This is a genomic window from Pseudomonas sp. Sample_21, assembly GCF_004307525.1.
Lineage (GTDB): Bacteria > Pseudomonadota > Gammaproteobacteria > Pseudomonadales > Pseudomonadaceae > Aquipseudomonas > Aquipseudomonas atacamensis.
Genome location: NZ_RCNZ01000047.1, coordinates 24,181 through 49,400, shown reverse-complemented (window position 1 = coordinate 49,400; position 25,220 = coordinate 24,181). Strand labels below are relative to the sequence as shown.

25 protein-coding genes are annotated in these 25,220 nt (G+C 59.5%); 19 read left to right on the top strand and 6 right to left on the bottom strand.

Annotation, left to right across the window (positions count from 1 at the left end; genetic code table 11):
- The first annotated feature begins 2 nt into the window (after positions 1–2).
- The 8 genes from D8U71_RS06810 to D8U71_RS06770 all read left to right on the top strand — a co-directional run bounded on the left by D8U71_RS06810 (position 3) and on the right by D8U71_RS06770 (position 7,138).
- A complete protein-coding gene (locus D8U71_RS06810) occupies positions 3–2,978 on the top strand; it encodes a phage tail tape measure protein (RefSeq protein WP_130887447.1) in 2,976 nt (991 codons plus the stop codon).
- A complete protein-coding gene (locus tag D8U71_RS06805) occupies positions 2,978–3,316 on the top strand; it encodes a phage tail protein (protein ID WP_130887446.1) in 339 nt (112 codons plus the stop codon). Before D8U71_RS06810 ends, D8U71_RS06805 begins: the two co-directional genes overlap by 1 nt.
- A gap of 9 nt (positions 3,317–3,325) precedes the next feature.
- Complete coding sequence (locus D8U71_RS06800) at positions 3,326–4,075, top strand: phage minor tail protein L (RefSeq protein ID WP_130887445.1); 750 nt, start codon at positions 3,326–3,328, stop codon at positions 4,073–4,075.
- A 1-nt stretch (position 4,076) separates the two neighbouring features.
- On the top strand, positions 4,077–4,859 hold the full coding sequence (locus tag D8U71_RS06795) for a C40 family peptidase (protein ID WP_130887444.1): 783 nt from the start codon (positions 4,077–4,079) through the stop codon (positions 4,857–4,859).
- A 492-nt stretch (positions 4,860–5,351) separates the two neighbouring features.
- Positions 5,352–5,783, top strand: a complete 432-nt coding sequence (locus tag D8U71_RS06785; protein WP_241664207.1) for a transcriptional regulator — start codon at positions 5,352–5,354, stop codon at positions 5,781–5,783.
- A 104-nt stretch (positions 5,784–5,887) separates the two neighbouring features.
- Positions 5,888–6,232, top strand: coding sequence for a hypothetical protein (locus tag D8U71_RS06780; protein WP_130887442.1), 345 nt, complete (start codon positions 5,888–5,890; stop codon positions 6,230–6,232).
- Positions 6,233–6,311: 79 nt separating this feature from the next.
- Positions 6,312–6,875 (top strand): tail assembly protein, encoded by a 564-nt coding sequence (locus tag D8U71_RS06775; RefSeq protein ID WP_130887480.1) that lies wholly within the window; start codon positions 6,312–6,314, stop codon positions 6,873–6,875.
- Entirely contained in the window at positions 6,872–7,138 is a 267-nt protein-coding gene (locus D8U71_RS06770) for a hypothetical protein (RefSeq protein ID WP_130887441.1), read from the top strand. The genes D8U71_RS06775 and D8U71_RS06770 overlap by 4 nt, the downstream gene beginning before the upstream one ends.
- Here the strand turns inward: D8U71_RS06770 and D8U71_RS28560 are convergent.
- The gene (locus tag D8U71_RS28560) at positions 7,095–7,340 is read right to left on the bottom strand and encodes a hypothetical protein (RefSeq protein WP_130887440.1); all 246 of its coding nucleotides are present in this window, start codon (positions 7,338–7,340) and stop codon (positions 7,095–7,097) included. The two genes, D8U71_RS06770 and D8U71_RS28560, sit on opposite strands and share 44 nt — an antisense overlap.
- Before the next feature lie 129 nt (positions 7,341–7,469).
- On the opposite strand from D8U71_RS28560, the gene D8U71_RS06760 reads away from it, so the two are divergent.
- The 5 genes from D8U71_RS06760 to D8U71_RS06740 are packed head-to-tail and all read left to right on the top strand — an operon-like array spanning position 7,470 to position 13,702.
- The gene (locus tag D8U71_RS06760; RefSeq protein ID WP_130887439.1) at positions 7,470–11,036 is read left to right on the top strand and encodes a phage tail protein; all 3,567 of its coding nucleotides are present in this window, start codon (positions 7,470–7,472) and stop codon (positions 11,034–11,036) included.
- Positions 11,037–11,044: 8 nt separating this feature from the next.
- Positions 11,045–11,356 (top strand): hypothetical protein, encoded by a 312-nt coding sequence (locus D8U71_RS06755; protein ID WP_056786843.1) that lies wholly within the window; start codon positions 11,045–11,047, stop codon positions 11,354–11,356.
- On the top strand, positions 11,356–12,036 hold the full coding sequence (locus D8U71_RS06750; RefSeq protein ID WP_130887438.1) for a hypothetical protein: 681 nt from the start codon (positions 11,356–11,358) through the stop codon (positions 12,034–12,036). Before D8U71_RS06755 ends, D8U71_RS06750 begins: the two co-directional genes overlap by 1 nt.
- Positions 12,037–12,056: 20 nt before the next feature.
- Positions 12,057–13,307 carry a hypothetical protein gene (locus tag D8U71_RS28555; RefSeq protein ID WP_241664206.1) on the top strand — a complete coding sequence of 417 codons (1,251 nt, stop codon included), beginning with the start codon at positions 12,057–12,059 and terminating at the stop codon, positions 13,305–13,307.
- Complete coding sequence (locus tag D8U71_RS06740) at positions 13,304–13,702, top strand: tail fiber assembly protein (RefSeq protein ID WP_130887437.1); 399 nt, start codon at positions 13,304–13,306, stop codon at positions 13,700–13,702. The genes D8U71_RS28555 and D8U71_RS06740 overlap by 4 nt, the downstream gene beginning before the upstream one ends.
- A gap of 66 nt (positions 13,703–13,768) precedes the next feature.
- Here the strand turns inward: D8U71_RS06740 and D8U71_RS06735 are convergent, their stop codons facing one another.
- Positions 13,769–14,509, bottom strand: a complete 741-nt coding sequence (locus tag D8U71_RS06735) for an FkbM family methyltransferase (RefSeq protein WP_122707025.1) — start codon at positions 14,507–14,509, stop codon at positions 13,769–13,771.
- A gap of 161 nt (positions 14,510–14,670) precedes the next feature.
- Here D8U71_RS06735 and D8U71_RS06730 point away from each other — a divergent pair, with 161 nt between their 5' ends.
- Entirely contained in the window at positions 14,671–15,093 is a 423-nt protein-coding gene (locus D8U71_RS06730) for a cell wall hydrolase (protein ID WP_130887436.1), read from the top strand.
- Between the two features lie 12 nt (positions 15,094–15,105).
- Here the strand turns inward: D8U71_RS06730 and D8U71_RS06725 are convergent, their stop codons facing one another.
- The 3 genes from D8U71_RS06725 to D8U71_RS06715 form a co-directional block, all read right to left on the bottom strand.
- Positions 15,106–15,438: a hypothetical protein gene (locus D8U71_RS06725; RefSeq protein ID WP_130887435.1), complete on the bottom strand. Its 333-nt coding sequence runs from the start codon at positions 15,436–15,438 to the stop codon at positions 15,106–15,108.
- Positions 15,439–15,527: 89 nt separating this feature from the next.
- Positions 15,528–16,700: a tyrosine-type recombinase/integrase gene (locus tag D8U71_RS06720; protein WP_130887434.1), complete on the bottom strand. Its 1,173-nt coding sequence runs from the start codon at positions 16,698–16,700 to the stop codon at positions 15,528–15,530.
- Positions 16,701–16,968: 268 nt separating this feature from the next.
- Positions 16,969–18,048, bottom strand: coding sequence for a patatin-like phospholipase family protein (locus D8U71_RS06715; protein ID WP_130887433.1), 1,080 nt, complete (start codon positions 18,046–18,048; stop codon positions 16,969–16,971).
- A gap of 291 nt (positions 18,049–18,339) precedes the next feature.
- On the opposite strand from D8U71_RS06715, the gene D8U71_RS06710 reads away from it, so the two are divergent.
- Genes D8U71_RS06710 through D8U71_RS06695 form a run of 4 tightly spaced genes read left to right on the top strand, consistent with a single transcriptional unit; the run spans position 18,340 to position 20,941 of the window.
- Positions 18,340–18,648: a PepSY domain-containing protein gene (locus tag D8U71_RS06710; RefSeq protein ID WP_024013515.1), complete on the top strand. Its 309-nt coding sequence runs from the start codon at positions 18,340–18,342 to the stop codon at positions 18,646–18,648.
- Positions 18,648–18,959 (top strand): PepSY domain-containing protein, encoded by a 312-nt coding sequence (locus tag D8U71_RS06705; RefSeq protein WP_016775413.1) that lies wholly within the window; start codon positions 18,648–18,650, stop codon positions 18,957–18,959. The genes D8U71_RS06710 and D8U71_RS06705 overlap by 1 nt, the downstream gene beginning before the upstream one ends.
- A 3-nt stretch (positions 18,960–18,962) precedes the next feature.
- The gene (locus tag D8U71_RS06700; protein ID WP_110603823.1) at positions 18,963–19,631 is read left to right on the top strand and encodes a response regulator transcription factor; all 669 of its coding nucleotides are present in this window, start codon (positions 18,963–18,965) and stop codon (positions 19,629–19,631) included.
- Positions 19,628–20,941: a sensor histidine kinase gene (locus D8U71_RS06695; protein ID WP_122699451.1), complete on the top strand. Its 1,314-nt coding sequence runs from the start codon at positions 19,628–19,630 to the stop codon at positions 20,939–20,941. The genes D8U71_RS06700 and D8U71_RS06695 overlap by 4 nt, the downstream gene beginning before the upstream one ends.
- 200 nt (positions 20,942–21,141) lie before the next feature.
- Here the strand turns inward: D8U71_RS06695 and D8U71_RS06690 are convergent, their stop codons facing one another.
- On the bottom strand, positions 21,142–23,289 hold the full coding sequence (locus tag D8U71_RS06690; protein WP_016775410.1) for a methyl-accepting chemotaxis protein: 2,148 nt from the start codon (positions 23,287–23,289) through the stop codon (positions 21,142–21,144).
- A 503-nt stretch (positions 23,290–23,792) separates the two neighbouring features.
- Between D8U71_RS06690 and D8U71_RS06680 the strand changes: the two genes are divergently transcribed.
- Positions 23,793–25,109 (top strand): Na+/H+ antiporter NhaC family protein, encoded by a 1,317-nt coding sequence (locus tag D8U71_RS06680; RefSeq protein WP_056791374.1) that lies wholly within the window; start codon positions 23,793–23,795, stop codon positions 25,107–25,109.
- Positions 25,110–25,220: the final 111 nt, after the last annotated feature.

The following is a 25,220-nucleotide window of genomic DNA, read 5'->3' as shown; positions in this document are numbered from 1 at the left end:
GCATGACTTCTATTGCTGAACTCGGCATCAAGGTCGATTCGACCGATGCTGCGCAGGCGAGCTCCGACCTCGACAAGCTTACGGCGGCGGGCGCACGGGCTGAGAAAGCCGCAGAAGGCGTCTCTAAAGGTGCTGACAAGGCCTCGACATCGATCAAGAATCAAAGGGACGAGCTGAGCGATCTGCTTGGGCAGATTGACCCGACCGTTAAGGCGTTGGGGCGTCTGGACGAGCTCGAAAGCAGACTGGCGAAGCACAAGGGCATCGGTTTAGATGCTGCGACGTTCAGCGAGTACCAGGCCAAGATCAATCAGGCTCGCACCGAGCTGACGCGCTTTGATGACTCGCTTTCGCGAACTGGGAATACTGCGAAACAAAATGCCGCAGCGTTGCGTGGCGTTCCTGCGCAATTTACCGATATTTTCACGTCTATTGCCGCAGGCCAGCCGATCACAATGGTTGCCTTGCAGCAAGGCGGACAGCTTAAAGACATGTTCGGCGGGATCGGCCCTGCGGCTCGAGCTCTCGGCGGCTACATCCTTGGACTCGTAAACCCTTACACCGTTGCTGCTGCTGCGGTGGGTGCGCTGACCCTTGCCTATTACAAGGGGAGCCAGGAGGCCGACGAGTACAACAAGGCGATCATCTTTACCGGCAATTCCGCCGGCACAAGCGCCACTCAGCTTGCATCAATGGCTGAGCAGGTAAGCGCAACGGTCGGCACCACAGGCGCTGCTGCCGAGGTGCTGGCCAAGCTGGCAGGCAACGGCAAGATTGCCAGTGGCAGCTTCGAAGAGATCACCGAAGCCGCCCTGCAGATGGAGAAGGCCACCGGCAAAGCCATCGACGAAACGATCGCCGAGTTCGCAAAGATCGCCAAGGACCCGGTCGCCGCAGCGAAGGAGCTCAACGACCAGTACAACTTCCTCACTGCCTCAGTCTACTCGCAGATCGTGGCGCTGAAGGAGCAGGGCGACACCATCGGGGCGGCGAAGCTACTCACCGACACCTATGCTGATACGATCAAAAATCGAACCGGTGAGGTGACAGCGAATCTCGGCCTGATTGAGGGCGCCTGGCAAAAAATCAAAGCAGCAGCGGCCGACGCGCTGGACGCGACTCTGGATGTTGGTCGTACCCAGTCGATTGATTCTCAGATCGCCAACTACCAGAAAATCCTTGATGGGCGTAAGTCCGGCGGCTTCCTCTCGTCGTTTTTCGGCGACGAACTGGGCGCCAATAGCCAGTCCACCAAGTTCCTTGAGCAGCAGATCGTCCTGCTGCGAAAGCGCAAAGAGGAAATCACCGCAGGCGCCAAGGCTGACGCTGACCGGGCGAAAACCGAGCGCGACGGTATCGACGCAAGCCTGCGACTCAAGGCAATCAGCGATTCGAACCTCACCAACGAGGAGAAGCGCAACAAGCTGATCAAGGAGTACAAGCGAGACGTCGAAGCGCTGCGTAAGGCGAATCCGAATGATCCGCTGGTGCAGGAAGCGGTCGTCACGAAGACGATCCAGAACATCAAGGACAAGAACAAGGACCCGAAGGCAGCGACCTCGGCGGTCAATCTGACCGAGTTCAACGACTCGAAAAACCAGCTGTCGCTGATCCTCGGCGAATACGAAAACGCCCAGAAGGAACTGGAAGCCGCGCAGAAGGCCGGACTGGTCACGCAGGAAGATTACCTGCTCAAGCGCCAGGCACTGATTGGCAACGAGCGCGACGAGGTAACCGCCGCGTATCAGGCTGAAATCAGTTCGTTGGAGGCGGCGAAAGGCAAGGCCAGCACCTCGGCAGAGCAACGCATTCAGCTCGACCAAAAGATCGCTGATGCCAGGGCCAACATGGTCAAGGCTCAGAAGGAAGCCGACAGTGAGCTCGAAGTCATCGCGACGAACGAGCAGGGCCGGCTCGCCAAGCAGGCGCAGGCGATCAAGGTCTACACCGATGCCCTCGACCAGCAGAACGTCGCCCTGCGGCGCGCTGGCGGTCGTGCGGCCGAAGGTGTTGGTCGTGGCGATCGTGAAAACGCGATCAACGGCGAACTGAACGGCATTGCCGATCGAGCCAACCAGCAGCGTCTGGATCTGGCGCGTGACCGGGCCGATAAGGCGCGCAACATGAGCGCCGAGGAGTACCAGGCCAAGCTGGATGCGATCAACAGAAGCGAGACGGACCTGAGCAAAACAGTGCTCAGCAACTACGAGCAGATGTCGGCCGCGCAGAGCGATTGGCGCAACGGGGCAACCTCGGCGTTCAGCAACTATCTGGAGCGCGCGCGCAACATCGCCGGCCAGACTCGCGACCTGTTCAGCAATGCCTTCAGCTCGATGGAAGACGCAGTCGTCAACTTCGCCATGACCGGCAAGCTTTCGTTTGCTGACTTCACCAAGTCGATTCTGGCGGACATGGCGCGCATCGCGACCCGCCAGGCCAGTTCGGCGCTGCTGAGCAGTCTGGTCGGCGCTGGTGCGAGTTACTTCGGTGGTGGCGGCGCGGCAACCTCGGCAGGCTCCACTGCAGCGGGCTACAGCGGTGACTTGTCAGGCTTCACGCCGGGCAGCATCCAAGCGAATGGTGGTGCATGGTCTGGTGGCGTTCAGATGTTCGCCAATGGCGCGGCGTTCACCAACTCCGTTGTGAGCAAGCCGACAGCCTTCGGCATGACAGGCGGGCAGACCGGCGTCATGGGCGAGGCAGGGCCAGAGGCAATCATGCCACTGACCCGCACCGCTGGCGGCCAGCTGGGGGTGCGCGCGATCAGCGGCGGCGGAAGTGGTGGCAGCAACGTTTACAACTTCCCCGTCGCGGTATCGGTACAAACCCAAGGCGCTGGCGGCGCGGCCAGCACAGAGGACACGACGCAGCTTGGCAAAGGCATTCAGCAGGCGGCGAAAGCCGAAGCTGAAACCGCGATCGCCCGAGCGCTGCAGCCTGGCGGCTCAATCTGGAAACTCACGAACGGGAGGGGCTGATGGCCATCGAGACATTCAACTGGCCGACCCAGCACGGTGACTCGCCCGAGATTTCCTATCGGGTGCGCACCTCGCAGTTTGGCGGCGGCTACAAACAGGAAGTTGGCGACGGGCCGAACAACAAGGAAGACGCGTACCCGATCACCTACAGCGGCCCTCAAGCCAAGGTGCTGGAGATCATGGCGTTCCTTGATCGGCACGCCGGCGCGAAAGCCTTTCTGTGGACCACGCCCTTAGGACAGCTTGGCCTGTTCACCTGCAAGAACCCCGTGCCCACTCCGGTGGGCGGCGGCGTTTTCAAACTCACCGCCACTTTCGAGCGGGCATTCCATCCATAAGAGGCAATCATGCCGCTGATCAGTGATATCCAGGTGCTTGAGCCTGGCAGCGAAGTGCTGCTGTTTGAATTGGACGGCACGGACTATGGCGCGGATGTTCTCCGCTTCCACGGGCACGCGATACCGCACACGCCGGCCGAGTTGATTGCCGCCGGCGCCAATGCGGACCAACTGTCGGCGAAGGCGATCTACTGGCAGGGCAACGAGTACAGCTCCTGGCCGATGCAGATCGACGGCATCGAGGCGAACGGCGACGGCACGGCTGTTCGGCCCACGCTCTCAGTGGGCAACGTGAATGGGCGCATCACCGCGCTCTGTCTGGCATTCGAGGATCTGCTCGAGTTCAAGTTGACCATGCGCCACACGCTGGGCACGTATCTCGACGCGGCGAACTTTCCCGCCGGCAATCCGTCGGCAGACCCAACTCAAGAAACGATCGAAGTCTGGTACATCGACCAGAAGACGAACGAGGACGGGGAGACGGTCAGTTGGGAGCTGGCAAGCCCGGGCGACGTTGGCAATGAGTCGATCGGCCGCCAGGCCACGACGCTTTGCCATTGGTGCCTCACCGGCGGATATCGCGGGCCGAACTGTGGCTACACCGGGCCCTACGTCACGAAGGACGGCGTCATTACCGACAATCCCGAGCTTGACCAATGCGACGCCACGCTGGGCAAGGGTTGCATCCCGCGCTTCGGCGAGGGTAACCCGCTGCCGTTCGGCGGCTTCCCGGCTGTTTCCCTGATCGCACGGAGCTGACATGCGAAAGCACATCTTGAACGCGATCCAGGTGCACGCGGAAGCCGAGTACCCGAAAGAATGTTGCGGGCTGCTGCTGGCGATCGGGCGCAAGCAGCAATACTTTCCCTGCATCAATGTCTCGACCGAGCCGAACGACGAGTTCCGCATCGATCCGGAGGAATACGCGGCAGCCGAGGACATCGGCGAAGTGATCGGGGTTGTTCATTCGCACCCAGACGCAACCAGCAGGCCGTCGCCGCGTGACCTTGCCATGTGCGAAGCAACGGCGATGCCCTGGCACATACTCAGTTGGCCGGAGGGCGATCTGAGAACTGTCATGCCATCTGGCGACGTGCCTCTGCTGAAGCGGCCATTCGTGCACGGGGCCTGGGACTGCTGGCAGGTGTGCGCCGACTGGTACAAGCGCGAGTGGGGGCTGGAATTCGAAGCCTTCAAGCGCGCCGATGGCTGGTGGGAAAGCAAGGACAACGCCAGCCTGTACGAGGCGAACTACGAGGCCGCCGGCTTCTACCGCGTCGATCAACCGCAGCGCGGCGACATGATCGTGATGGAAGTGGGGCGCACGGTTTATCCGAACCACGCCGGCATATTCCTCGGCACCGATCCGTCTTTGCCAGGTGAGGATGCGGCAACGTTCGGTCCGGGTCCTTTCCTGCTGCACCACCTGTACGGCAGGCCGTCAGAGGTCATTGTCTTCGGCGGGCCGTGGCTCGAACGCACGCGACTGGTGCTGCGTCATAAAAATTCGTCTCTGACGAGCGCGACAGCGCTTAAAAATTGACTATTCTCAGCAAAGTAATTTACCGCCTGTCGCGTCGTGATCGCTTATGGATCGGCGAACGCCGCGTTAGACGGGCACTTGAGAACTGAGCAGCGCGGGGCTCCTCACACAAATATTGACAATGTTTTGTTGCGCACTAGTATTGCGCAACCTATAAATATTATAGGTTCATATGAGCACTAATTCACCGTTGTGGACGCCGCGGCAGCTTGAGGATCTTGTGCATGTGCTTGCTCGGGACTCTTCAAAAGTGGTTTTTACTGATCATTTTCTCCTGAGGTTGGCTCAACGAGGGGTGACAGTTGGTGAGGCGCTGAGGTGCTTGCAACGCGGGGCCATAATCAAAGGTCCAACGTATAGCGCAGAACATAAAAGCTTTGAGTTCAGAATGTGCGAGCCTCCGCCGAGGGATATCGTCTGCGTGGTTGCGGCGGTCAAGCCTGTTCTTGATCCTGGCGAGGTGTTCGCCGTCACCGTATGGGAGGTGAACTAATGTACGAATATACAGGGAGCGGCCTGGAGGGCATCTACCTGAAAAACGGCTATACGATCGTTGAATCATCGTATGGCAAGGGTGTGAAAATCCAGGACGTGGAAGGTCTGCATCGCGCGATTGCAGTCGACATTGTTAAGCAAAAAAAACCCATGACGGGGCACCAGTTCCGGTTTCTACGGAAAGAACAGGATTTGGTGCAGGAAGAAGCGGCAGCGCTTTTTCGAGTTGACGTGCAAACGATCGCGAACTGGGAAAAGAAGGGCAGCGAACCGGTGCCTGGCGCGTCGGATATCGCGATGCGCGCGTGGTACTCGGCATATATTCATGCCAATTACGGTCCGGTCAAAGTGGAAGCCGGTGCGGCGCCTGATGAGGGCGGCACATTTCAGCACTGCAAAGACCAATGGATCGAGGCTCACGCCGCTTGATTAAGTCAGTGAACAAAATTTCTGAAGCCCGGCCCAGCGCCGGGCTTTTTCTTTTCTGCCCGCGCCAGTGATATCGTGCACCCTTTCCCACAGGAGTGACCTGCATGAAATTGATCGTAGGAGCGCTCGCGGTAGCGCTGTTGGCTGGGTGTGTATCCCCTGGGGATCTTCAGAAAAATGACCCGAGCTTCAAGGCAACAACCGCGAAAGATCCCAAGCGTTATGCGCTGTGTGTTTTCCCGAAATGGCAGGACGCCAGAAGCGATGCCTCAATGTCCGAGACAGAAAACGGATACAGATTGCTGGTCGCAAGCAATAATATGACCGACGAGCTGCTGGATATACGCAAAGCACCGAAGGGCAGTACCGTAACGCTGTATCAGCGCATGGCATGGTCGCCGGGCTATGGCCGCGGAGACATGAAGCAGGCGATAAAAGATTGCCTTTGAACACCCAAAAAACAGCCGCCGAAAGGCGGTTTTTTTATGTCTGGAGAAAACCGTGACAGCAACTTCACATCGCCGCCCAATGATGACAACCATTCTTCTATCGGGTCCGCTGATTAAGCTGTTCGGCCGAGTTCACTACCGCGAACTGGGCAGTCGTTCCGTAGGGGAGGCGTTAAAGGCGCTGAAGTACACGCTGGAGGGGTTCGACGCAGCGATCAAAGACTTGGAGCGGCGCGGTCTGCGCTTCGCCATTTTCCGGAACAGAAAGAACGTACCTGAGAAGGATTTTGCGCTGGGCGGCGCTCAGGAAATCCGCATCGTGCCGGTGGTTGGCGGCAGCAAGCGTGCCGGCCTGCTTCAAACGATCATCGGCGCAGTCCTGATTGCTGCATCGTTCATTCCGGGGTTTCAGGCTTTGGCCCCGGTGGGCATTGCACTCGCTGCCGGCGGTGTCATCCAAATGCTCAGCCCCCAAGCGTCTGGCTTGAAGCAAAGCGCATCCCCCGAAAACTCCCCGTCCTACGCCTTCGGTAGCGCCAAGAACACCACTGCCAGCGGCAACCTGGTACCAATTTGCATCGGCGAACGCCGGTGGGGCGGGATGATCATCTCAGCATCGATCCTGGCAGAGGACAAAGCATGACCAGGGTGACCTACAGCATCACCATCCACGACCTGCATCGACTTGAAGGTGGAGTGGTTTGTGGCGACGAATCGGTGGTGGCCGTTCTGGACAACGGGCGCGAAATCCATCGAGAGCGCTTCTTTGGCAAATGCACATCGCCAAGCGGCTACACGCGAAAGTATTGCGGCAAGCCAGGCCTTACCGCCACTCTTATCTCTGGCAACTGCCGCATGGGTTTTAGCTTGAGTGAGCCGACAGCGGCTGCTCCAGCCCACCCATAAAATCATCTGAACCAAGCCGGTGAGATCCGTATTCGACGTGATACCTAGGCCCTCGAGATTTGGCCTCGGCTTCAGCAGCCTCTTTTGATGCGTAGATGTCGACGAATCGCCATGGCGAGCTTTGCACGACACCCCAACCCAGCACGCAGTCTGCGTTGTCCGGGTCTTTCGGAAGGTTTACTGCGAGGCTTCTGATTGACATGGCAGCTCCTTGTTTGTGAGAGGTCAGAAAATTACTCTCCCAAAGCACGTGGTCGCTACTGGCATTTCATCCACGCTGTATGGACACCCACACCGCCCGCGAGGCGGTTTTTTATGCCTGGAGGAAAACATGGGCGCAGCAGCACAGATCGATATCCACGGCGAGAAGGGCGGCAGCAGCAAGCCGAAGTCGCCGACCGAAGCCAGCGACAGCCTGCGCTCGACCAACCTTGCGAAATTGCTGATTGCCGTGGGCGAGGGCGAATTCGACAGCGTTCCGACCGATTACGACATCTACCTGGACAACACGCCGATCCGCGATGCCAGCGGCAACTACAACTTCCCGAACGTGAAGTGGGACTGGCGGCCGGGCTCGGTGGATCAGACCTACATCCCGGGCATTCCGTCTGTTGAGAACGAGACGTCGCTGAACATCGAACTGCGCAGCGATTCGCCGTGGGTACGCTCGATCACCAACACCCAGCTTTCGGCCGTGCGCATGCGCTTGGCCTGGCCAGCGCTGCAACGCTCCGATGACCAGGGCAATGTCGGCGGTTACCGCATCGAGTACGCAATCGACGTGGCCACCGATGGCGGCGCCTATCAGCAGGTGCTGGTGGACGCAGTGGACGGCAAGACCACCACGCGCTACGAGCGCTCGCGCCGCATAGATTTGCCGGACGCCACCACTGGCTGGCAGATCCGTGTGCGCCGCCTGACGCCGAACCAGAACACCAACAAGATCGCCGACACGATGCTGGTGGCCGGTTACACAGAGGTCATCGACGCCAAGCTGCGCTACCCGAACACTGCGCTGCTCTACATCGAATTCGACGCTGAGCAGTTCACCAACATCCCGGCCGTCACCGTGAAGTGCAAGGCGCGCCGCTGGATGGTGCCGAGCAATTACGACCCGATCGCCCGCACCTACACCGGGACGTGGGACGGCTCGATGAAATCGGCCTGGACCAACAACCCGGCGTGGATCACCTACGGCATTTGCACCGAAGACCGGTTCGGCCTGGGCAAGCGCATCAAGCCGTTCATGGTCGACAAGTGGGAGCTGTACCGCATCGCTCAATACTGCGACCAGCTGGTGCCGAACGGACTGGGCGGGCAGGAGCCGCGCTTCCTCTGCGACATGAACCTGCAGGGCAAAGCGGATGCCTGGTCGCTGCTGCGCGACATCTCGGCGATTTACCGGGGCATGACGTACTGGGCGCAGGGTCAACTTGTGATGCAGGCCGACATGCCACGCGCGCAGGATTTCGACTACGTGTTCACCCGGTCGAACGTGATCGACGGCAAGTTCTCCTATGGCAGTGCATCTGCGAAGACCCGTTACACGCGTGCGCTGGTCAGCTACGACAACCCGGCGAACAACTACGACACCGATGTAATCCCGTTCGCTGACCTGGATCTGCAACGTCGCTACGGCGACCGGCCGACCGAGCTGAGCGCCATTGGCTGCACCCGCGCATCAGAGGCCCAGCGCCGTGGCAAGTGGGCGATCCTCAGCAACAACCAAGACCGCACGGTTTCGTTCAAGACTGGCATGGAGGGTGTAATCCCGCTGCCCGGTCACATCATCCCGGTGGCTGATTCTCTGCTGGCTGGCCGTGAAGTTGGCGGCCGGATCTCGGCGGTGGCGGGGCGGGTTATCACGCTCGATCGCGACACCCAAGCCAAGGCCGGCGACCGGCTGATTATCAACCTCCCGGGCGGCCGCGCCGAAGGCCGCACAGTGCAGAGCGTCAGCGGACGTGCCGTGACCGTCACAGTCGCCTACAGCGAACCGCCGGTTGCACAGTTGCAATGGGCGCTCGATGCCGATGATCTGGCGATCCCGCTGTATCGCGTGCTGCGCACCAAGCGCACCACCGAGGGCGATTACGAAATCAGCGCGCTCCAGTTCGAGCCGAGCAAGTTCGCTTTCATTGACACCGGCGCACGCCTGGAAGAGCGCCCGATCAGCGTGATCCCGATCACCGTCGTTCCGGCGCCGGCGAGCGTATCACTGTCGTCGACGTCGTCGGTGGTGCAGGGGCTGGCCGTGGCCACCATGACGATCAGTTGGCCAGCTGTCGATGGCGCGGTCGGCTACGACGTGGAATGGCGCAAGGACAGCGGCAACTGGATCAAGCTGCAGCGCACCGGCATGACCAACGTGGACGTGGTCGGCATCTACGCCGGTGCTTATGTGGCCCGGGTGCGCGCGGTGAGCGCGTTCGATATCACATCGCCGTGGCGAAACTCGATCCTGACCAACCTCAGCGGTAAGCAGGGGCTGCCCCCGGCGCTGGCGTTCCTGACTGCCACGCCGCTGCTGTTCGGCATCTACCTCAAGTGGGGATTCCCTGCTGGCGCCGAGGACAGCCAGCGCACGGAGATCTGGTACGGGCCGACGACCGATCTTGAGGCCGCGACCAAGCTGACAGACCTGGCCTATCCGCAGAGCGATTTCTCCATGCTCGGCCTGCGCGCCGGCGTGACCTTCTATTTCTGGGGCCGCATCGTTGACAAGATCGGCAACATCGGTCCGTGGTATCCGATCGGTCTTGGCGTGCAGGGGCAATCCAGCTCCGATGCTGCTGCCATTCTGGAGATGATCGCCGGGCAAATCACCGAAACGGAACTGGGACAGGATCTGCGAGACGAGATCGACAAGATCCCTGGCCTGCAAGCTCAAATCGATGCGCTTGACGGCTTGAAGGGGTACGACCCCGAAGCCACCTACGACGAGTATGACCTGGTGGTGCAGGGCAAGCGGATCTACCAGGCCACCGGGCCGGTGCCTATCGAAACCCCACCGCCGAATCCGCTCTACTGGCTCGACGTTGGGCAGACAGTGGAGACGGCGAACGGTCTTGCCCAGCAGGTGGCGACCAACACCGCCGAGATCATCGAACTCGACGGGGAGGTCACAGCTCAAGCCACAGCCTTCGAAGCCCTTCGCGCCTCCTATCGAGACGATGACGGCGCTGGCGATCTCGCGGATGCGATCAAGAGCCACGCCAGCACCGCAGCGATTGCCTCCGAATCGAAGGTTCGAGCTTCCGAGAACGAAGCAACGGCAAGGCGCATAACAACCTTCGACGCAAAAATCGGAGAGAACGCGGCGAACATCACCGAGCTTGAGCAGGTGGTGGCCACGAACGAATCGGCGACCGCGACGAAGATCGACCAGTTGAATGTTTCCGTCGGGGAGAACTCGGCAGCGATTCAACAAACCTCGACCGCCTATGCGGACACCGCTGGCAAGCTGAGCACGATGTGGTCGGTGAAGATGCAGGTCACGGCGAATGGGCAGTACGTCGCGGCGGGCATTGGCCTCGGCATCGAGAACACCGGTGCTGGGCTGCAAAGCCAGTTCTTGGTCAGCGCAGACCGCTTCGCCATCGTCAACACCATTGCCGGCGGCGCCATATCGGTGCCGTTTGCGGTGGAGGGTGGGCAGGTCTTCCTGAATACCCTGTTTGTGAAAGATGCCTCGATCGGAAACGCCAAGATCGGTTTCTTCATCCAGTCGGACAACTACATCGCCGGCGTTCAGGGCTGGCGCATCGACAAGGCTGGAAACTTCGAGTTGAACAGCCCGCTGGGCGGTGGCGCTCGCCAAGTCATCAACAACAACGGCGGCAAAGTGTTCGACGAGAACGGCGTCAAGCGCTACCAGTGGGGGAACTTGAACGCATGAGCTTCGGCATAAGGATATGGGGCGCCGATGGGGCGCTCCAGCTGGACGAGAACTCATTCACGATTCGCGTCGTGCTTTCAGTGCAAGTGACTTTCGCGCTTGGAGCCAGCAAAGGAACGCAGGATTTCGCCGTTCCCGGCGTAGGCCCTGGCAACGGAACCGCAATCGTGATCCCGATCGGTACCTATTCGCAGAACCAAATGCAGTTCGAAACCGAGATGCTCGACGGAGTCGTCCGCGTCTACAACTACACCCGGACGTACGCGGCGAGTACCACGTCCTCCGGAACCATGCGCTTGATAGTAATGAGGTGGAGTTGATGAGCTACGGCGTTCAGTTCACAAACAACAATAACGTCGTCACTTTGGACTCAGAATTTGCGCGACTGATGGTCATCGCTTCAGGGCGATACGCACCAAACCAAGAGTCTGGGCTTGGCTCGGTTACCACGTTTGCACGCCCCGTCACCTCGCAAGAACCTCCGCTCGTATTCGTGCGACCTGACACTATCAACGGGGTAGCAGGACTTTGCCGGATGAGTCTTCTCGGTTCTGCGGGTAACTGGACTGGCTTTTATGTCAGGGCATACGACGTCAGTGTTGCCGGCCTGAATGGGCGTTATTTCGTCGCCGCCTTTGGTGCCCAGCCTGTTGCTCAATACGGGATGCGTTTGTGGGACGGCGCCGGGAAGCTGCTGTTTGACTCCGGCACGCCGAACGCAACGTTTACCCGCGCGTTTCAGAACTGGACGTATGTTCGCTATGACACCACTCCTCAGGGCCTCACGCGAATCTTCTATAGCGTTCCGTTCAACTTCCCTGAGAACGAGTACATGTTGCTCAACACATTCGGCATGCCGATGACTTCCGGAAGCGGTATCCCTCGCGATCTTTATTGCTGGTGGGATTTCCCAAACAACACGCTCTACGCCATCACCATTGCGGCATCGAACCCCTTCGCTTTCTTCCTGCCGGCAGTGTTCGCAAAACAAGCCGCATAACTCTTTTATAGGATGCACCCATGCCCTGGTACAAAACGGGAACGGTCTCTGTCACCCAAAATTCCAATGCGGTGATCGGCACAGGTACGGCTTTTATTGCCAACAGTCGGGTTGGTGATGGTTTTCGCGGCCCGGACGGTCGTTGGTACGAGGTGACCAACATCGCCAGTAATACCGCGCTGTCGATCTCGCCGAACTACGAAGGCCCGACAGTGGCTGGCGGCTTTTACGCCATCATGCCGGTGCAGGGATACCAGAAGGATCTGTCCGACCAGGTGCGCGCCATCCTCAATGACTACGGCGACAAACTGGCGGCACTCGGGACTACCGGCAATTACGAAATTCTTCCGCTGACCAAAGGCGGTACCGGAGCTACTGATCTTGCAAGCGCGCGCGAGGCGCTTCAGATTGATGACGTGCAGCCCATCAGCAAAGGCGGCACTGAGTCGAATACCGTCGCCGGTGCTAGGGCCAAGCTTCAGGTTGGGCCACGCCGCAACCTGATCATGAACCCGCTCTTCAACGTCAATCAGCGTATTTACGCCGCCGAGGCAACCACGGCCGCTGGTCAATACACGTTCGACCGCTGGCGCATTGTCACCTCTGGACAGAGCCTTTCCTCCCAAGTCAACAAGAATGGTCGAACTGTAAATCCGCCATCAGGTGGGCTGGAACAGGTAATAGAAGGGAGCTTCATTAGCGGGGGGATTTACACCTTGTCCTGGGAAGGGACTGCTACAGCAACAGTCAACACTGTAGTGGTCGCAAACGGCGCTCAGGTAACACTGACCGCCGGATCAAACTGCACGATCAGGTTCATCGGCGGAACGCTGTTCTATCCGAAGCTTGAGCTGGGCAGTCTGCCAACGGGGTACGAGGACCGGAGTTATGGGGAAGAGTTGATTCTCTGTCAGCGCTACTACGAGAAGTCCTATCCGACGGACATCAAGCCAGGAACAATTTCTGGATTTGCCCCCCCAAACATTTCCAACGGTATGACCCTTTCTTGCTCAGGATCAGGGACTCGGGCGATGGGGCGCACGAAGTTCTCGGTTGAAAAGAGATCCACCCCAACTCTGCGATATTGGGATCAGCAGGGGATCGTAAATGCTTTTACTGTAGGTAATTCCGATGGCGGAGTTCAGACCAATGGATTCACGGGAGATACATTTCGCACTGTACAGGCAAGCACGGCGTACATCTGGGCGCACTGTGCTCGTAATGCTGGTGAAACATTTCTTTGCCACTGGGAGGCGTCTGCCGAGCTATGAATTACAAGCAATCAGAAGGCGAAAGTGTCACCACTGACACCGGGTTCTGGATTCCAGCGGACCCGGAAAATACGGAATGGCAGGCCTACCAGCTATGGCTGGCTGCAGGTAATGCGCCGGAGCCAAGGTTCAGCGAGGAAGAGTTGAAAGTTCAGAAACTTATTGAGGCTTCGCTTGAAATTTCGCGGCTGCGCGCAATCGCAGATTACAACATCAAGCCTTTGCAGGATGCTGTCGATATTGATGAGGCTGATGCAGAAGTCTTGGCTAGCCTGAAGCTCTGGAAGAAATACCGAGTCGATCTCAGTAAGGTCGAAGCGCAGATGGGATATCCACTCACGATTGCGTGGCCTGTCTCCCCACTGGAAGCCAAGCCAAACTCAGATCCATATTGAGCGGCACTGCAATTTCACAAAAGGGGTATTGGGGATTCTGGTTGGAATGCCCAATACAGTTTTTGGTTATTTAAGGAAAAATAATTTCTTTATGGATTCACCTAGGCTGCGGCCTTCGTGAATGTAAAACGTGTTTGTGGTGGGTCCATTCATTGGTAATAACTTATTCTCAGCGTGGTCATAGCGACGCGCAACATATCCCAAGGACTTCATAATTGTAGATACATTGTGCCAGTCTGAGTTTTCTACCATTATCACTGGCTTAGAGCGCTCAATTGTTCTTCTCAGTCCGCGAAGAACCAATGACTCGGCGCCTTCGACGTCAACCTTGATCAAGTCAGGAGATAATTTTAAATCGTCACCAACCCTCAAGTCGCATTTGACTTTTTCAAGTCTTGTAAGTCCGCCTCGCTCCAAGAATTTTTGCTTGACCCAAGGCAGTTCGTAATATGAGTCAGTGATAGAGGCCTCTTCTATGAACGCCTCATCATTTGAATATGGTATGTTTAGATAAAAGCTACCGCCTGTATCGGCTAAGCCGTAGGCGTTTATTTGTATGTTTCCGGGTACTTCGCTCGCTAGGCTATTTAATTCCCCTATGAGTATGGGGTTTGCTTCATACGAGTGAATTGTCGCGTCTGGAAAAAGGATTCGGAAAGATATGATGCTTTGGCCAAGATTTGCACCTATGTCGAGTATTGTGTTGATGCGTCTTGAGCCTATTGTGAAACCATAAAAATCAGTGTCATGAACTTCTTTGGTTTTCCATCGATGCATCACTGCTTCTGATAAGTGCTTTAGTTCCATGAGCGACTCAATCCTATTTTATTTAACAGAATAAACCTCAGAGTGCCACTGTACGTCTAATTCTTGCTGGTGAAAAGAATGTCTATCACAACGCAGCAGCTGCTGCAGATCTTTTTCTATGCTCGCCAAGCCGCGGGCTTTTTTTCGTCTGGAGAAAAGCGATGCCTGTTACCGAAAAAGACCGCGACATCCTCGCCCGCACACTTTGGGGTGAGGCGCGCGGCGAAGGCACGGCGGGGCAGATTGCCGTCGCCTGGACGATCCGCAACCGCGTGTTCGATGGAAAGGAGAAGTCGTGGTGGGGTGAAGGCTACGCTGGCGTCTGCCAGAAACCGTACCAGTTCAGCTGCTGGAACAAGACCGACCCGAACTACCAGTTCCTGATCGGCGTGAAGCAGATCCCGTTCCGTGAGCTGGCGCAGTGCCGTCTCGCTGCTGACCAAGTGATCGACGGCAAGGTGCCGGATCCTACCGGCGGCGCCACGCACTATTACGCCACCAGCATCAAGGCGCCGGCCTGGGCAGCGAAGGCCAAGCAGACGTTGAAACTCGGTCACCACGTCTTCTTCAAGGACGTGCCGTAATCCGAATCCGGCTCACTCTTCCTCCTCGCTATCGCGAAGCTCCCGTAGCAGGCGCTGGTTTTCATTGAACAGATGGCTTCTGTTGTGCTCAACGTTGGCGAATCTGCGCCTTTCGCTCAATAAATCACCATCGGCGCGGTGCAGCTTCGCCTTGAGAGAATTCCTCTCCTGTATTAGTGCGTCATTGTCACAGATCAGACCCCGAACGTTTTCCAGTGCGCGCTCGAGCTGGAGGGCGAGGGCTTCGAATTCATTCTCATACATCCGCAGCTGATGCCGACAGGTTTCGAGCGGGGTCGGATTGCCGAGCCAATCATCTGTGTCTTCTATATAAAGGGGGTCCACGGGCATGCCTTGCTGGATACTGTTTGCATATACAGTAATCGAGGCGCTGCCAGCGGGCGAGGTTTAGGCGACGGGCTGCAGTCCTGTAATCATTTCGGGGTAACTAGATCGGCCCATTCTTGCATCATGGCTCTGCGTTGCTCCAAGTATGCTGCGTGGTTGTAAACGTCGCGGATGAAGCTGCTGTCTGCGTGCGCAAGCTGACGCTCGATCCAGTCTCGGTTATAGCCCCTACCGTTCATCTCGGTTGAAAAGAGATGGCGGAAACCGTGTGGAGACTGCTTTCCGGTCAGGCCGCAGGCATCCAGAACGTTGTTGGCATAGTTGGTGCCGATCGGCATTGTCGAGTCACTGCGATTGACGAAAACGTAACGAAGGTGGCCCGTGATCGGCAGCATTGCTTTTAAAAGATCGACCGCTTGAGTAGGCAGGGGCACCGAGTGGTCTCTGCGCATTTTCATTTTGGCGGCGGGGGTCGTCCATACAGCAGCATCGAGATCGATCTCCGACCATTCGGCGCGACGCACCTCTCCCGGGCGTGACGCGGTGTAGATCATCAGCATGAATGCCGCTCGAAGCTGCTGACCTGATGATGATTCTTGAACGGCCGCTATCGTTTTCGGCATTTCGCTGAAAGGCAGGAAGGGGTGAGGCTTGTGCTGGCCCATGCGCTCAGTGACTGCGTGCATCTCTGCGGTAGGGTTTACGTCGATCAACCCAATTGCAATGGCATAGCTGAAAACCTGGCCTGTTCGCTGACGCACCTTGACGGCGGTGGCCACCGAGCCGCGCTTCTCAATCTTGCGTATCAAGCTGATGACGTCAGCGCGCTTGATGGAATCGATCTGCCGCGCGCCAAACACCGGCAGCACATCCAGTTCCATGAGGTTGCTGATGATTCGGTATGTCCCAGGCGAAATGCTCCCTTTCCTGAATGCCAGCCACTCGTCGTAAACACGACGAAAGGTCCGGCCCCCGGCCTCGATCATCTCGGCCTTTTTCTCCCTTCTCGAATTGCGCGGGTCAATCCCGCTGGCAATGTCTTCCCGTGCGGCGTCTCGACGCGCGCGCGCTTCCTTAAGGCCTGTATCCGGGTAAGTCCCGAATGAAATCCGCGCCTGTTTACCAAGCCAAGTGAATCGAAAGTGCCAGCTTTTTATGCCGCTGGTGGCTATATAGAGGGAAAGCCCAAGGGAGTCGGCGATTGTGTATGCCTTGTCCTTCGGCTTGGCCTGCCTGGCCGCTGTGTCCGAGATCGCCACTAGTACATCCTCTGCTTTCAATTCTCAATGTACTGGATGATGTACTAAGTCTTTGCCACTGGGAAGGTATCGCGTGGTACGCGGTGATACTCGAATGCGGCCAGTTACGGTGGGTTTGAGGTTGTTCTTGAAACGGAGGGGTTTTAGGCGGGAGGCTACCGTGGAATCTTTGAAGATTTCCACGGTATTTTCGGCTCTGTTCAGATGGCGTTCGCCGCAGCGATTCGGGCAGGCGGCGAGTTTATCAGCTTGTCTTTGGCCGTGCTGACTAAAGGGTCAGCAAGCGCTCGGCGAGGCGACCATTGGCCGTCAGTTCGAGAAATTCGTCGCCCAGTCGGCGGCTCTCGTCCATCGCCGTGTGCCAGTATTTCTGTCGGCTCGGCGCATCGCCCATGAAGCGTTTGAAGTCGTTGCGATCGGGCAGTTTGCCGTAGGGCAGGCGCGCCAGATATTCCTTCGACGGCGCGACCAGCAGCACATCCTGCAGACGCTGCACCGAAGCGCGGCGCCATGGCAGGGTCTTGTCGAACCAGCCGGGAATCACTCGATCGGTGAAGTGCGGATAGAGCACGATACCGTCGCCGCTGTAGGGCAGGTCGAGGTGGTAGTCGAGCAGGCCGCCGTCACGGAACGTACCCGCGCCGGCGCCGGGCAGGTCGCGCACGCCTTCCATGACCATCGGGATCGATCCGGAAGCGAGCAGGGCCTGGCGCAGGTTGCCGGTGTTGAGGGCAACGAAGCGCGAGGGGAAATCGGTCAAGGCATCAAGCGGCGGCGCCAGGCGCGGATCGTGGATGATCAGCCGTTCGAAGTGCCGCGACAGCCGTGCACGACCGCGCAGGTTGTCGGCGATCACCGAACCCAGCGCCAGACCGAGGCGCCCGCGATGGTCTTCGGCGAGGCGGCCCTGGCTTTTCACCACCATGATGTTCAGTCGGTAATCGGCGTTTTCGAGGATGCTCGCATCGCGGCCGTCGAGCAGATCATTGAGCATGCGCTGCGAGCTCTGGCTGATCTCGGCCATGCTCACGCCTTTGTTGAAATGCTGCTCGGCGTACAGCTCACCGAGGCGGCGAATGCCCTCGGCGGCGTCCGGCAGGCAGGCGCTGGCGAAGCGCCAGGAACCCACCGAGGCGCCGATCAGCGAACGCTCGCGCGGCGCACTCGGCAGCCACTCGCCGAACAACGCCAGATCGAGCCCCTGAATCCCCAACGCCTTCGGCCCACCGGCTGCACCGGGCAGGGTGCCGACGTCCGCGGCGTGCAAACCCTGCGCACGAATCCGCGCCATGGCCCGTGGGCCGGCCTTGAGGGTGAGGGCGGGAAACTTGATGTGGATGGCGGTCATACCGGTCTCGATCGTTAGCAAGCTGGCGATTATAAGCACATGTTGCAGGCCCATGCAGGAGTGAGCCTGTCCCACAACGGGGCAGACGCAAAACCAGTGTGGGAGCGAGCCTGCTCGCGAAAGCGGCGGGTCAGAAACATCGTTGCAGCTGACACTCCGTCTTCGCGAGCAGGCTCGCTCCCACAGGGGACCTTGCCAGCAATGGGGCACAATGATGGCCATTCAGTTTCAGTTAAGTTGACCCCGCTATGGTGCCCACCGTAAGCAACATATAAGAATTCGGAGACACCCATGAAAACCCTGACTGCCCTGACCACTGCCTCGATCATCTGCCTCACCGCCAGCACCGCATACGCGCGCGATCTCGGGCCTGACGAAGCGCTTCGTTTGCGCGACGCTGGTACTATCGTTTCCTTCGAGAAGCTCAACGCCATCGCCCTGGAAAAACATCCCGGTTCGGAAATCACCGAAACCGAGCTGGAGGAAGAGTACGGCAAGTTCATTTACCAGATCGAACTGCGCGACCCGAAAGGGCTGAAGTGGGATCTGGAGTTGAACGCGGTCGATGGTGAAGTGCTCAGGGATCATCAGGATACGTAATGAAGCTGAATAGTCGCGCCACCCGCCTGACGGCGCTGGCGCTGGTGTTGTTGTGCAGCACGGCCATGGCTCGCGACCTCGATCAGGACGAGGCGCTGGCCCTGCGTCGCGATGGCGTGATCCTGCCGCTGGAGCAAGTGCTGCAGCAGGCCATGGATCGCTACCCCGGCGCCAAACTGCTGGAAGTCGAGCTGGAAGAAAAACACGACGTGTACATTTACGAAGTCGAATTGCTGACGGTCGAAGGCGTGGCGCGCGAGCTGCACCTGAAGGCCGATACCGGCGAGTTAGTCAAAGACAAGGAAGATTGATCGATGCGCTTGCTTCTGGTGGAAGACCACGTACCGCTGGCCGACGAATTGCTCGCCGGTCTGCAGCGCCAAGGCTACGCGGTGGATTGGCTGGCCGATGGTCGTGACGCGGTGTATCAGGGCAGCAGCGAGCCCTATGACCTGATCATCCTCGACCTCGGCCTGCCCGGCGTGCCGGGGCTGGAGGTGTTGGCGCAGTGGCGCGCCGCCGGTCTGGCGATTCCGGTGCTGATCCTCACCGCGCGTGATTCCTGGGCCGAGCGCATCGAAGGGCTGAAGGCCGGCGCTGACGATTACCTGACCAAACCGTTCCACCCGGAAGAACTGTACCTGCGCATTCAATCGCTGCTGCGCCGCTCCAAGGGCCAGGCCAACCAGCCGACCTTGCAAGCCGCCGGCCTGCATCTGGACGAAGGCCGCCAGTGCGTGGTTCGCGATGGCGCCGACATCCAGCTGACCGCCGCTGAATTCCGTCTGCTGCGCTATTTCATGCTGCACCCGGAACAAATCCTCTCGAAAAGCCACCTCGCCGAACACCTCTACGACGGTGAGACCGAGCGTGACTCCAACGTCCTCGAAGTCCACGTCAATCACCTGCGGCGCAAGCTCGGCAAAAGCGTGATCGAAACCCGTCGCGGTCAGGGTTACCTGTTCGGCGGGCAAGCTTCATGAGATCAATCCAGCGCCGTTTGAGCCTGGGTTTGATCAGTGTGATGGTGATCGTCGGTCTGGTACTGGCGCAAACCAGCCTGTGGTTGTTCGAAGTCGGTTTGCAGCGCTACCTCGAAGCCGGCCTGCGCAACGACAGCGAAAGCCTGCTGGTGGCGCTGGTGCGCGGCCCGCAAGGTTTGCAATTGGATGAGCGGCATCTCTCGCCGGCCTATCAGCGGCCGTTTTCCGGGCATTACTTTCGCATCGATTTTTCCGACAGCCACTGGCGTTCGCGCTCGCTGTGGGATCAGGAACTGCCGCTGCTGCAACACCCGGGGCTGCACAGCAACCTGCAACTGGGCCCGGGCGGGCAACGCTTGCTGATACTGCGCTCGGACTATCGGCGCCTGGGTCAGTCGATCTCGATCAGCGTCGCCCAGGATTACACGCCGGTCAGCGACAGCTTCCAGCGCATGCGCCAGATCGGCCTCGGCCTGGGGCTGGCGGCGTTGCTGCTGATCCTGTTCCTGCAACGCCTGACCGTGCGCCGCGCGCTGAAACCGCTGGAACGCGCGCGCGAGCAGATCGCTCAGTTGCAACAGGGCCAGCGCTCGCAACTCGACGATCAGGTGCCGGTGGAACTGGAGCCGCTGGTGGCGCAGATCAACCACTTGCTCGCCCACACCGAAGACAGCCTCAAGCGCTCGCGCAATGCCTTGGGCAACCTCGGCCACGCGCTGAAAACCCCGTTGGCGGTGCTGCTCAGCCTGGCCTCCAGCGACAAGCTCGATGACCATCCCGAGCTGCGCAGGATTCTCAAGGAGCAATTGGAACAGGTGCAGCAGCGCCTCAATCGCGAACTCAATCGCGCGCGGTTATCCGGGGATGCGCTGCCCGGCGCGTTGTTCGATTGCGATGCCGAGTTGCCGGGGTTGCTGGCGACCTTGAACATGATTCACGGCGAGCATCTGGCCTTGAGTTACGTCGCACCGCCGGGCTTGCAACTGCCGTGGGACCGCGAGGATTTGCTGGAACTGCTCGGCAACCTGCTCGACAACGCCTGCAAATGGGCCGATGCCGAGGTGCGCTTGAGTGTGATCGAAAGGTCTGACGGCTTTGCCCTGAGCGTGGAAGATGACGGCCCGGGGATTCCCGAAGAGCAGCGCACTCAGGTGTTCAGCCGTGGCACGCGACTGGATGAGCAGACCCACGGGCATGGGCTCGGCCTTGGGATCGTGCGGGATATCGTCGATACGTGGGGTGGCTTGCTGGTGCTGGGCGAAAGCGAGTGGGGCGGGTTGAAAGTGGTGATTGAACTGCCTAAGCGGTGAGCCCTTGAAAAGCCCCTCACCCTAACCCTCTCCCAGAGGGAGAGGGGACTGATTGTGTTGTTCTTGAGAGATGCACCCACTTGAAATCCGAGTCGAACTCAGGACTTGAATGGCATGAAGATCGGCTCCCTTTCCCCGTCGCCCCCCTTGGGGGGAGAGGGCTGGGGTGAGGGGGGATTGCAACTGACACCCCGCACTTGTCAAACGCGAAACTGATCCATCAACCGCTGCTGCTGATTCGCCAGGCTGTTGAGTGACTGACTGACCCGCGCCGACTCGTTCGCCTGTCCGGACAGCGATTCGGTCACATCGCGAATCGTCGCCACGTTGTTATTGATCTCCTCAGCCACCGCGCTCTGCTCTTCGGCAGCACTGGCGATTTGCAGGTTCATGTCGCTGATCACCGTCACCGCATCGCCGATCTGCCGCAGCGCCGTCACGGCCTGGCCCACCTGCTCAACGCTGCCCTGGGCCTGACGATGGCTGTTGCCCATCGAGCCGACCACTTCCTGCGTGCCGTTCTGCAGTTGCTCGATGACCTGGCGGGTTTCCTCCACCGACTCCTGAGTGCGGCGCGCAAGGTTGCGCACCTCATCCGCGACCACGGCAAAACCGCGTCCGGCTTCACCGGCGCGGGCGGCTTCGATGGCGGCGTTGAGCGCCAGGAGGTTGGTCTGCTCGGCGATGGCGCGGATGGTTTCCAGCACCGTGCCGATCTTCTCGCTGTTCGCAGCCAAGCCTTCGACCTGAACCATCGCTGCGCTCATGTCGGCGGCGAGGGTGTCGATGCTTGCGGTGGTGCGGTCGATCACGGTCAGGCCCTGACGGGTGGCGCGGTCGGCGTCCTTGGCAGCTTCGGCGGCCTGCGCGGCACTGCGCGCAACGTCTTGCGCGGTGGCGCTCATTTCGTGGGACGCGGTGGCGACCTGATCGACCTGACGATATTGCTGCTCCATGCCGGCGCTGGTCTGGGTGGCGATGGCCGAGGACTGGTCAGCGGTGTTGCGCGCATCCTGCACCGAGCGCTTCACCTCGGCGATGATCGGCTGCAACTTGTCGAGGAACTTGTTGAACCAACCGGCCAACTGGCCAAGCTCGTCCTGCTTGTCGTAGGCCAGGCGCCGGGTCAGATCGCCTTCGCCGCTGGCGATGTCTTCAAGCATGTGCGCCACACCGAGGATCGGCTTGGTCACGCTGCGCGCCATCAGCCACACCAGCAGCAGACCGATCAGCGCGGCGAGCAGGCCCAGGCTCAGTTCGATCAGTGTGCCCGAGGTATTGCTCGCATCCAGTTGCTGTTTGAGCGCTTCGGCGCGGCTGACCAGGACTTTCTCCGGCACATCGAGCAACACGCCCCACGCCGGTCCGTCGGGAATCGGCTGGAACGGCGACAGCACTTTCAACTGGCCGTTGCTGTGCAGGCTGCTCACGCCAGTGCTCGCGGCGAGCAGGCGCAGCAACTCGCTGCCGCTGGCCTGATCCACCGCATCCAGGCGCTGGCTGAGTTTGCCGGCATCCGGGCTGTAACCGGCGAGCAGGCCGGCGGGGCTGACAATACTCACGGCGGTCTGCCCGTCGTAAAGCTTGCGGCTGGCGTTCTGGCTGATCGCTTGCAGGCTGTTGAGATTGATGTCGACCGACAGCGAGGCGATGACTTTGCCGTTGACCTGCAGCGGGAAGACGATACTGGTCATCAGCACTTTGTGGCCGTCGATGACATAGAAGTACGGCTCGATCACACACGGTTTGAGCGTGGTGCGCGGGCAGGTGAACCAGGCGTTGGCGGCCTGACCGCTGGGGCCGGTGCTGGTGTCGCTCATGTCGCTTTCCGGCAGCGCCATCGAGGTGACTTTGCCCGGGGTCGGCTGCGACCAGTACAGGGCAAAACGGCCCTTGTCGTTGCTGCCCAGCTCAGCCTGATCGGCGAACAGTTCGTCCTTGCCGTCCAGCGCATTGGCTTCGAACACCAGCGACAGGCCGAGCAGGTCCGGGTTGGCTTGCAGCGCGGATTTGACCTGACGGGTCATGTCCTCGCGCAGATCGAAGGCATCGAGAAAACGCTTCTCGGCCTGCTCACGCAAAAACAGTACCTGCCGCGAGAAGCCGTGGCCGTACTGATAGGCGTCCATGAATTGCTGACGAATGCCGGCGGCCTGCACTTCACCTTGCGACTCGATCCGCGCCTGCGCCGACTCGGTGAGCATCTCCATGCTCGAGGCCTTGACCAGCGCCGAGCTGTGTTCCATGCGATACAGCGAAAGACCGACCAACAGGGTCACGATACCGGCCAGGCAGAGGCCGGCGAGCAGGGTGATTTTCCATTGGATGGAAAGTTGTCTGAGCGACATGGAAAACATCCTTATCCGATAAATATCTGAGACTTTGCACTGTAGCGGCCGCGTTTCGGCTTTCTTTATGTCGTGAACGCAATATGACCGATTGCCGCATGCGGGGCCTGTGGTCCTGTGGTCCTGTAGTCCTGTAGTCCTGTAGTCCTGTAGTCCCGTGGTCCCGTGGTCCTGTGGCGAGGGGATTTATCCCCGTTCGGCTGCGAAGCAGTCGTGACACCTGCGTATAGGGTTATGATCGTTCCCACGCGCAGCAAAGGAATGCCTCAACGGACGCTCCGCGTTCGGCTCTGGAAGGGACGCGGAGCGTCCCGGGCTGCATTCCCACGCAGAGCGTGGGAACGATCAATCCCCTCGCCACAGGGCTTTGACAGCGCCGCCACTCTGCGGCACAGTGCGCGCCCTCTAACAAGACCCTCTGTACACCTCCGCCGGCCAACCCCGGGCGGACTCATCCTGTCTGGCGGTGTGTTTTCACCCGCAGTGTTTTTTGAGGTAGTGAAATGAATGCAGTCATAGCAGCCGTCGGCGTCATGCTGATCCTCAGCCTGTCGCGCGTGCATGTGGTGATCGCGCTGATCGTCGGGGCGCTGGTCGGTGGTCTGACCGGCGGTCTGGGCATCGACGCAACACTCAAGGCGTTCAACAGCGGTCTGGGCGGCGGCGCGACCGTGGCGCTGTCCTACGCCTTGCTCGGCGCTTTCGCCGTGGCGATTGCCAAGTCGGGCCTGGCCCATGCGCTGGCCGACAAGGCCCTGGCCATGGTGGATCGGCAGCATGCAACCGGCGGCGGTAACGTCAAATGGCTGCTGATTGGCTTGCTGTGGGTAGTAGCGATTGCCTCGCAGAACATTCTGCCGATCCACATTGCATTCATCCCGCTGCTGGTGCCGCCACTTCTATATGTACTGACCAAGCTGCAACTCGATCGCCGTCTGATCGCCTGTGTCATGACCTTCGGCCTGATCACCCCGTACATGTTTCTGCCGGTGGGCTTCGGCAACATCTTCCTCAACGAAATCCTGCTGGCCAACGTCGCCCGCAGCGGCGTCGACATCAGCGGCATCAATGTCACCCACGCCATGGGCATTCCGGCACTGGGCATGGTTTTCGGCCTGGCGATCGCGTTCATCAGCTATCGCAAGAAGCGCGTTTATGACCTGGCCAAAATCGAACAGGTCGAGCAGACGGCGGTGCACTACAACCCGCTGAGCCTGATGATCGCCGGTGTGGCCATCGCTTCGGCATTCGTGGTGCAGTTGCTGCTGGACTCGATGATTATCGGCGCTCTGGTCGGGTTTCTGATTTTCTCGGTGTCGGGCATCGTCAAGTGGCGCGAGACCGATGATCTGTTCACCGAAGGCATGAAAATGATGGCGATGATCGGCTTCATCATGATCGCCGCCTCAGGCTTTGCCGAGGTGATGAAGGCCACCGGGCAGGTGCAGACGCTGGTCGAATCGTCGGCGGCCTGGATCAATCACAGCAAAGGCGTCGGGGCTTTGTTGATGCTGCTGGTGGGCTTGCTGGTGACCATGGGCATCGGTTCGTCGTTCTCCACCGTGCCGATTCTCGCAGCGATTTTCGTGCCGTTGTGCGTGCAACTGGGCTTCAGCCCGATCGCCATCGTCTGCATCGTTGGCACTGCCGGCGCGCTGGGCGATGCCGGGTCGCCGGCCTCGGACTCGACCCTCGGCCCGACCTCGGGTCTGAACATCGACGGCCAGCATCACCACATCTGGGACACCGTCGTACCGACCTTCCTGCACTACAACCTGCCGCTGCTGGTGTTTGGCTGGGTGGCGGCGATGGTTCTGTAAGAATCCACAACTGCCCCATGTGGGAGCGAGCCTGCTCGCGAAGGCGTCGTGTCAGTCGACACACAGGTTGCTGAGCCAACGCTTTCGCGAGCAGGCTCGCTCCCACAGGGG

What these genes read in the sequence shown, in the direction of transcription:
- D8U71_RS06810 (WP_130887447.1), top strand. Translation starts at nt 3, where the DNA reads ATGACTTCTATTGCTGAACTCGGCATCAAGGTCGATTCGACCGATGCT.
- D8U71_RS06805 (WP_130887446.1), top strand. Translation starts at nt 2,978, where the DNA reads ATGGCCATCGAGACATTCAACTGGCCGACCCAGCACGGTGACTCGCCC.
- D8U71_RS06800 (WP_130887445.1), top strand. Translation starts at nt 3,326, where the DNA reads ATGCCGCTGATCAGTGATATCCAGGTGCTTGAGCCTGGCAGCGAAGTG.
- D8U71_RS06795 (WP_130887444.1), top strand. Translation starts at nt 4,077, where the DNA reads ATGCGAAAGCACATCTTGAACGCGATCCAGGTGCACGCGGAAGCCGAG.
- D8U71_RS06785 (WP_241664207.1), top strand. Translation starts at nt 5,352, where the DNA reads ATGTACGAATATACAGGGAGCGGCCTGGAGGGCATCTACCTGAAAAAC.
- D8U71_RS06780 (WP_130887442.1), top strand. Translation starts at nt 5,888, where the DNA reads ATGAAATTGATCGTAGGAGCGCTCGCGGTAGCGCTGTTGGCTGGGTGT.
- D8U71_RS06775 (WP_130887480.1), top strand. Translation starts at nt 6,312, where the DNA reads ATGATGACAACCATTCTTCTATCGGGTCCGCTGATTAAGCTGTTCGGC.
- D8U71_RS06770 (WP_130887441.1), top strand. Translation starts at nt 6,872, where the DNA reads ATGACCAGGGTGACCTACAGCATCACCATCCACGACCTGCATCGACTT.
- D8U71_RS28560 (WP_130887440.1), bottom strand. Translation starts at nt 7,340, where the DNA reads ATGTCAATCAGAAGCCTCGCAGTAAACCTTCCGAAAGACCCGGACAAC.
- D8U71_RS06760 (WP_130887439.1), top strand. Translation starts at nt 7,470, where the DNA reads ATGGGCGCAGCAGCACAGATCGATATCCACGGCGAGAAGGGCGGCAGC.
- D8U71_RS06750 (WP_130887438.1), top strand. Translation starts at nt 11,356, where the DNA reads ATGAGCTACGGCGTTCAGTTCACAAACAACAATAACGTCGTCACTTTG.
- D8U71_RS28555 (WP_241664206.1), top strand. Translation starts at nt 12,057, where the DNA reads ATGCCCTGGTACAAAACGGGAACGGTCTCTGTCACCCAAAATTCCAAT.
- D8U71_RS06740 (WP_130887437.1), top strand. Translation starts at nt 13,304, where the DNA reads ATGAATTACAAGCAATCAGAAGGCGAAAGTGTCACCACTGACACCGGG.
- D8U71_RS06735 (WP_122707025.1), bottom strand. Translation starts at nt 14,509, where the DNA reads ATGGAACTAAAGCACTTATCAGAAGCAGTGATGCATCGATGGAAAACC.
- D8U71_RS06730 (WP_130887436.1), top strand. Translation starts at nt 14,671, where the DNA reads ATGCCTGTTACCGAAAAAGACCGCGACATCCTCGCCCGCACACTTTGG.
- D8U71_RS06715 (WP_130887433.1), bottom strand. Translation starts at nt 18,048, where the DNA reads ATGACCGCCATCCACATCAAGTTTCCCGCCCTCACCCTCAAGGCCGGC.
- D8U71_RS06710 (WP_024013515.1), top strand. Translation starts at nt 18,340, where the DNA reads ATGAAAACCCTGACTGCCCTGACCACTGCCTCGATCATCTGCCTCACC.
- D8U71_RS06705 (WP_016775413.1), top strand. Translation starts at nt 18,648, where the DNA reads ATGAAGCTGAATAGTCGCGCCACCCGCCTGACGGCGCTGGCGCTGGTG.
- D8U71_RS06700 (WP_110603823.1), top strand. Translation starts at nt 18,963, where the DNA reads ATGCGCTTGCTTCTGGTGGAAGACCACGTACCGCTGGCCGACGAATTG.
- D8U71_RS06695 (WP_122699451.1), top strand. Translation starts at nt 19,628, where the DNA reads ATGAGATCAATCCAGCGCCGTTTGAGCCTGGGTTTGATCAGTGTGATG.
- D8U71_RS06690 (WP_016775410.1), bottom strand. Translation starts at nt 23,289, where the DNA reads ATGTCGCTCAGACAACTTTCCATCCAATGGAAAATCACCCTGCTCGCC.
- D8U71_RS06680 (WP_056791374.1), top strand. Translation starts at nt 23,793, where the DNA reads ATGAATGCAGTCATAGCAGCCGTCGGCGTCATGCTGATCCTCAGCCTG.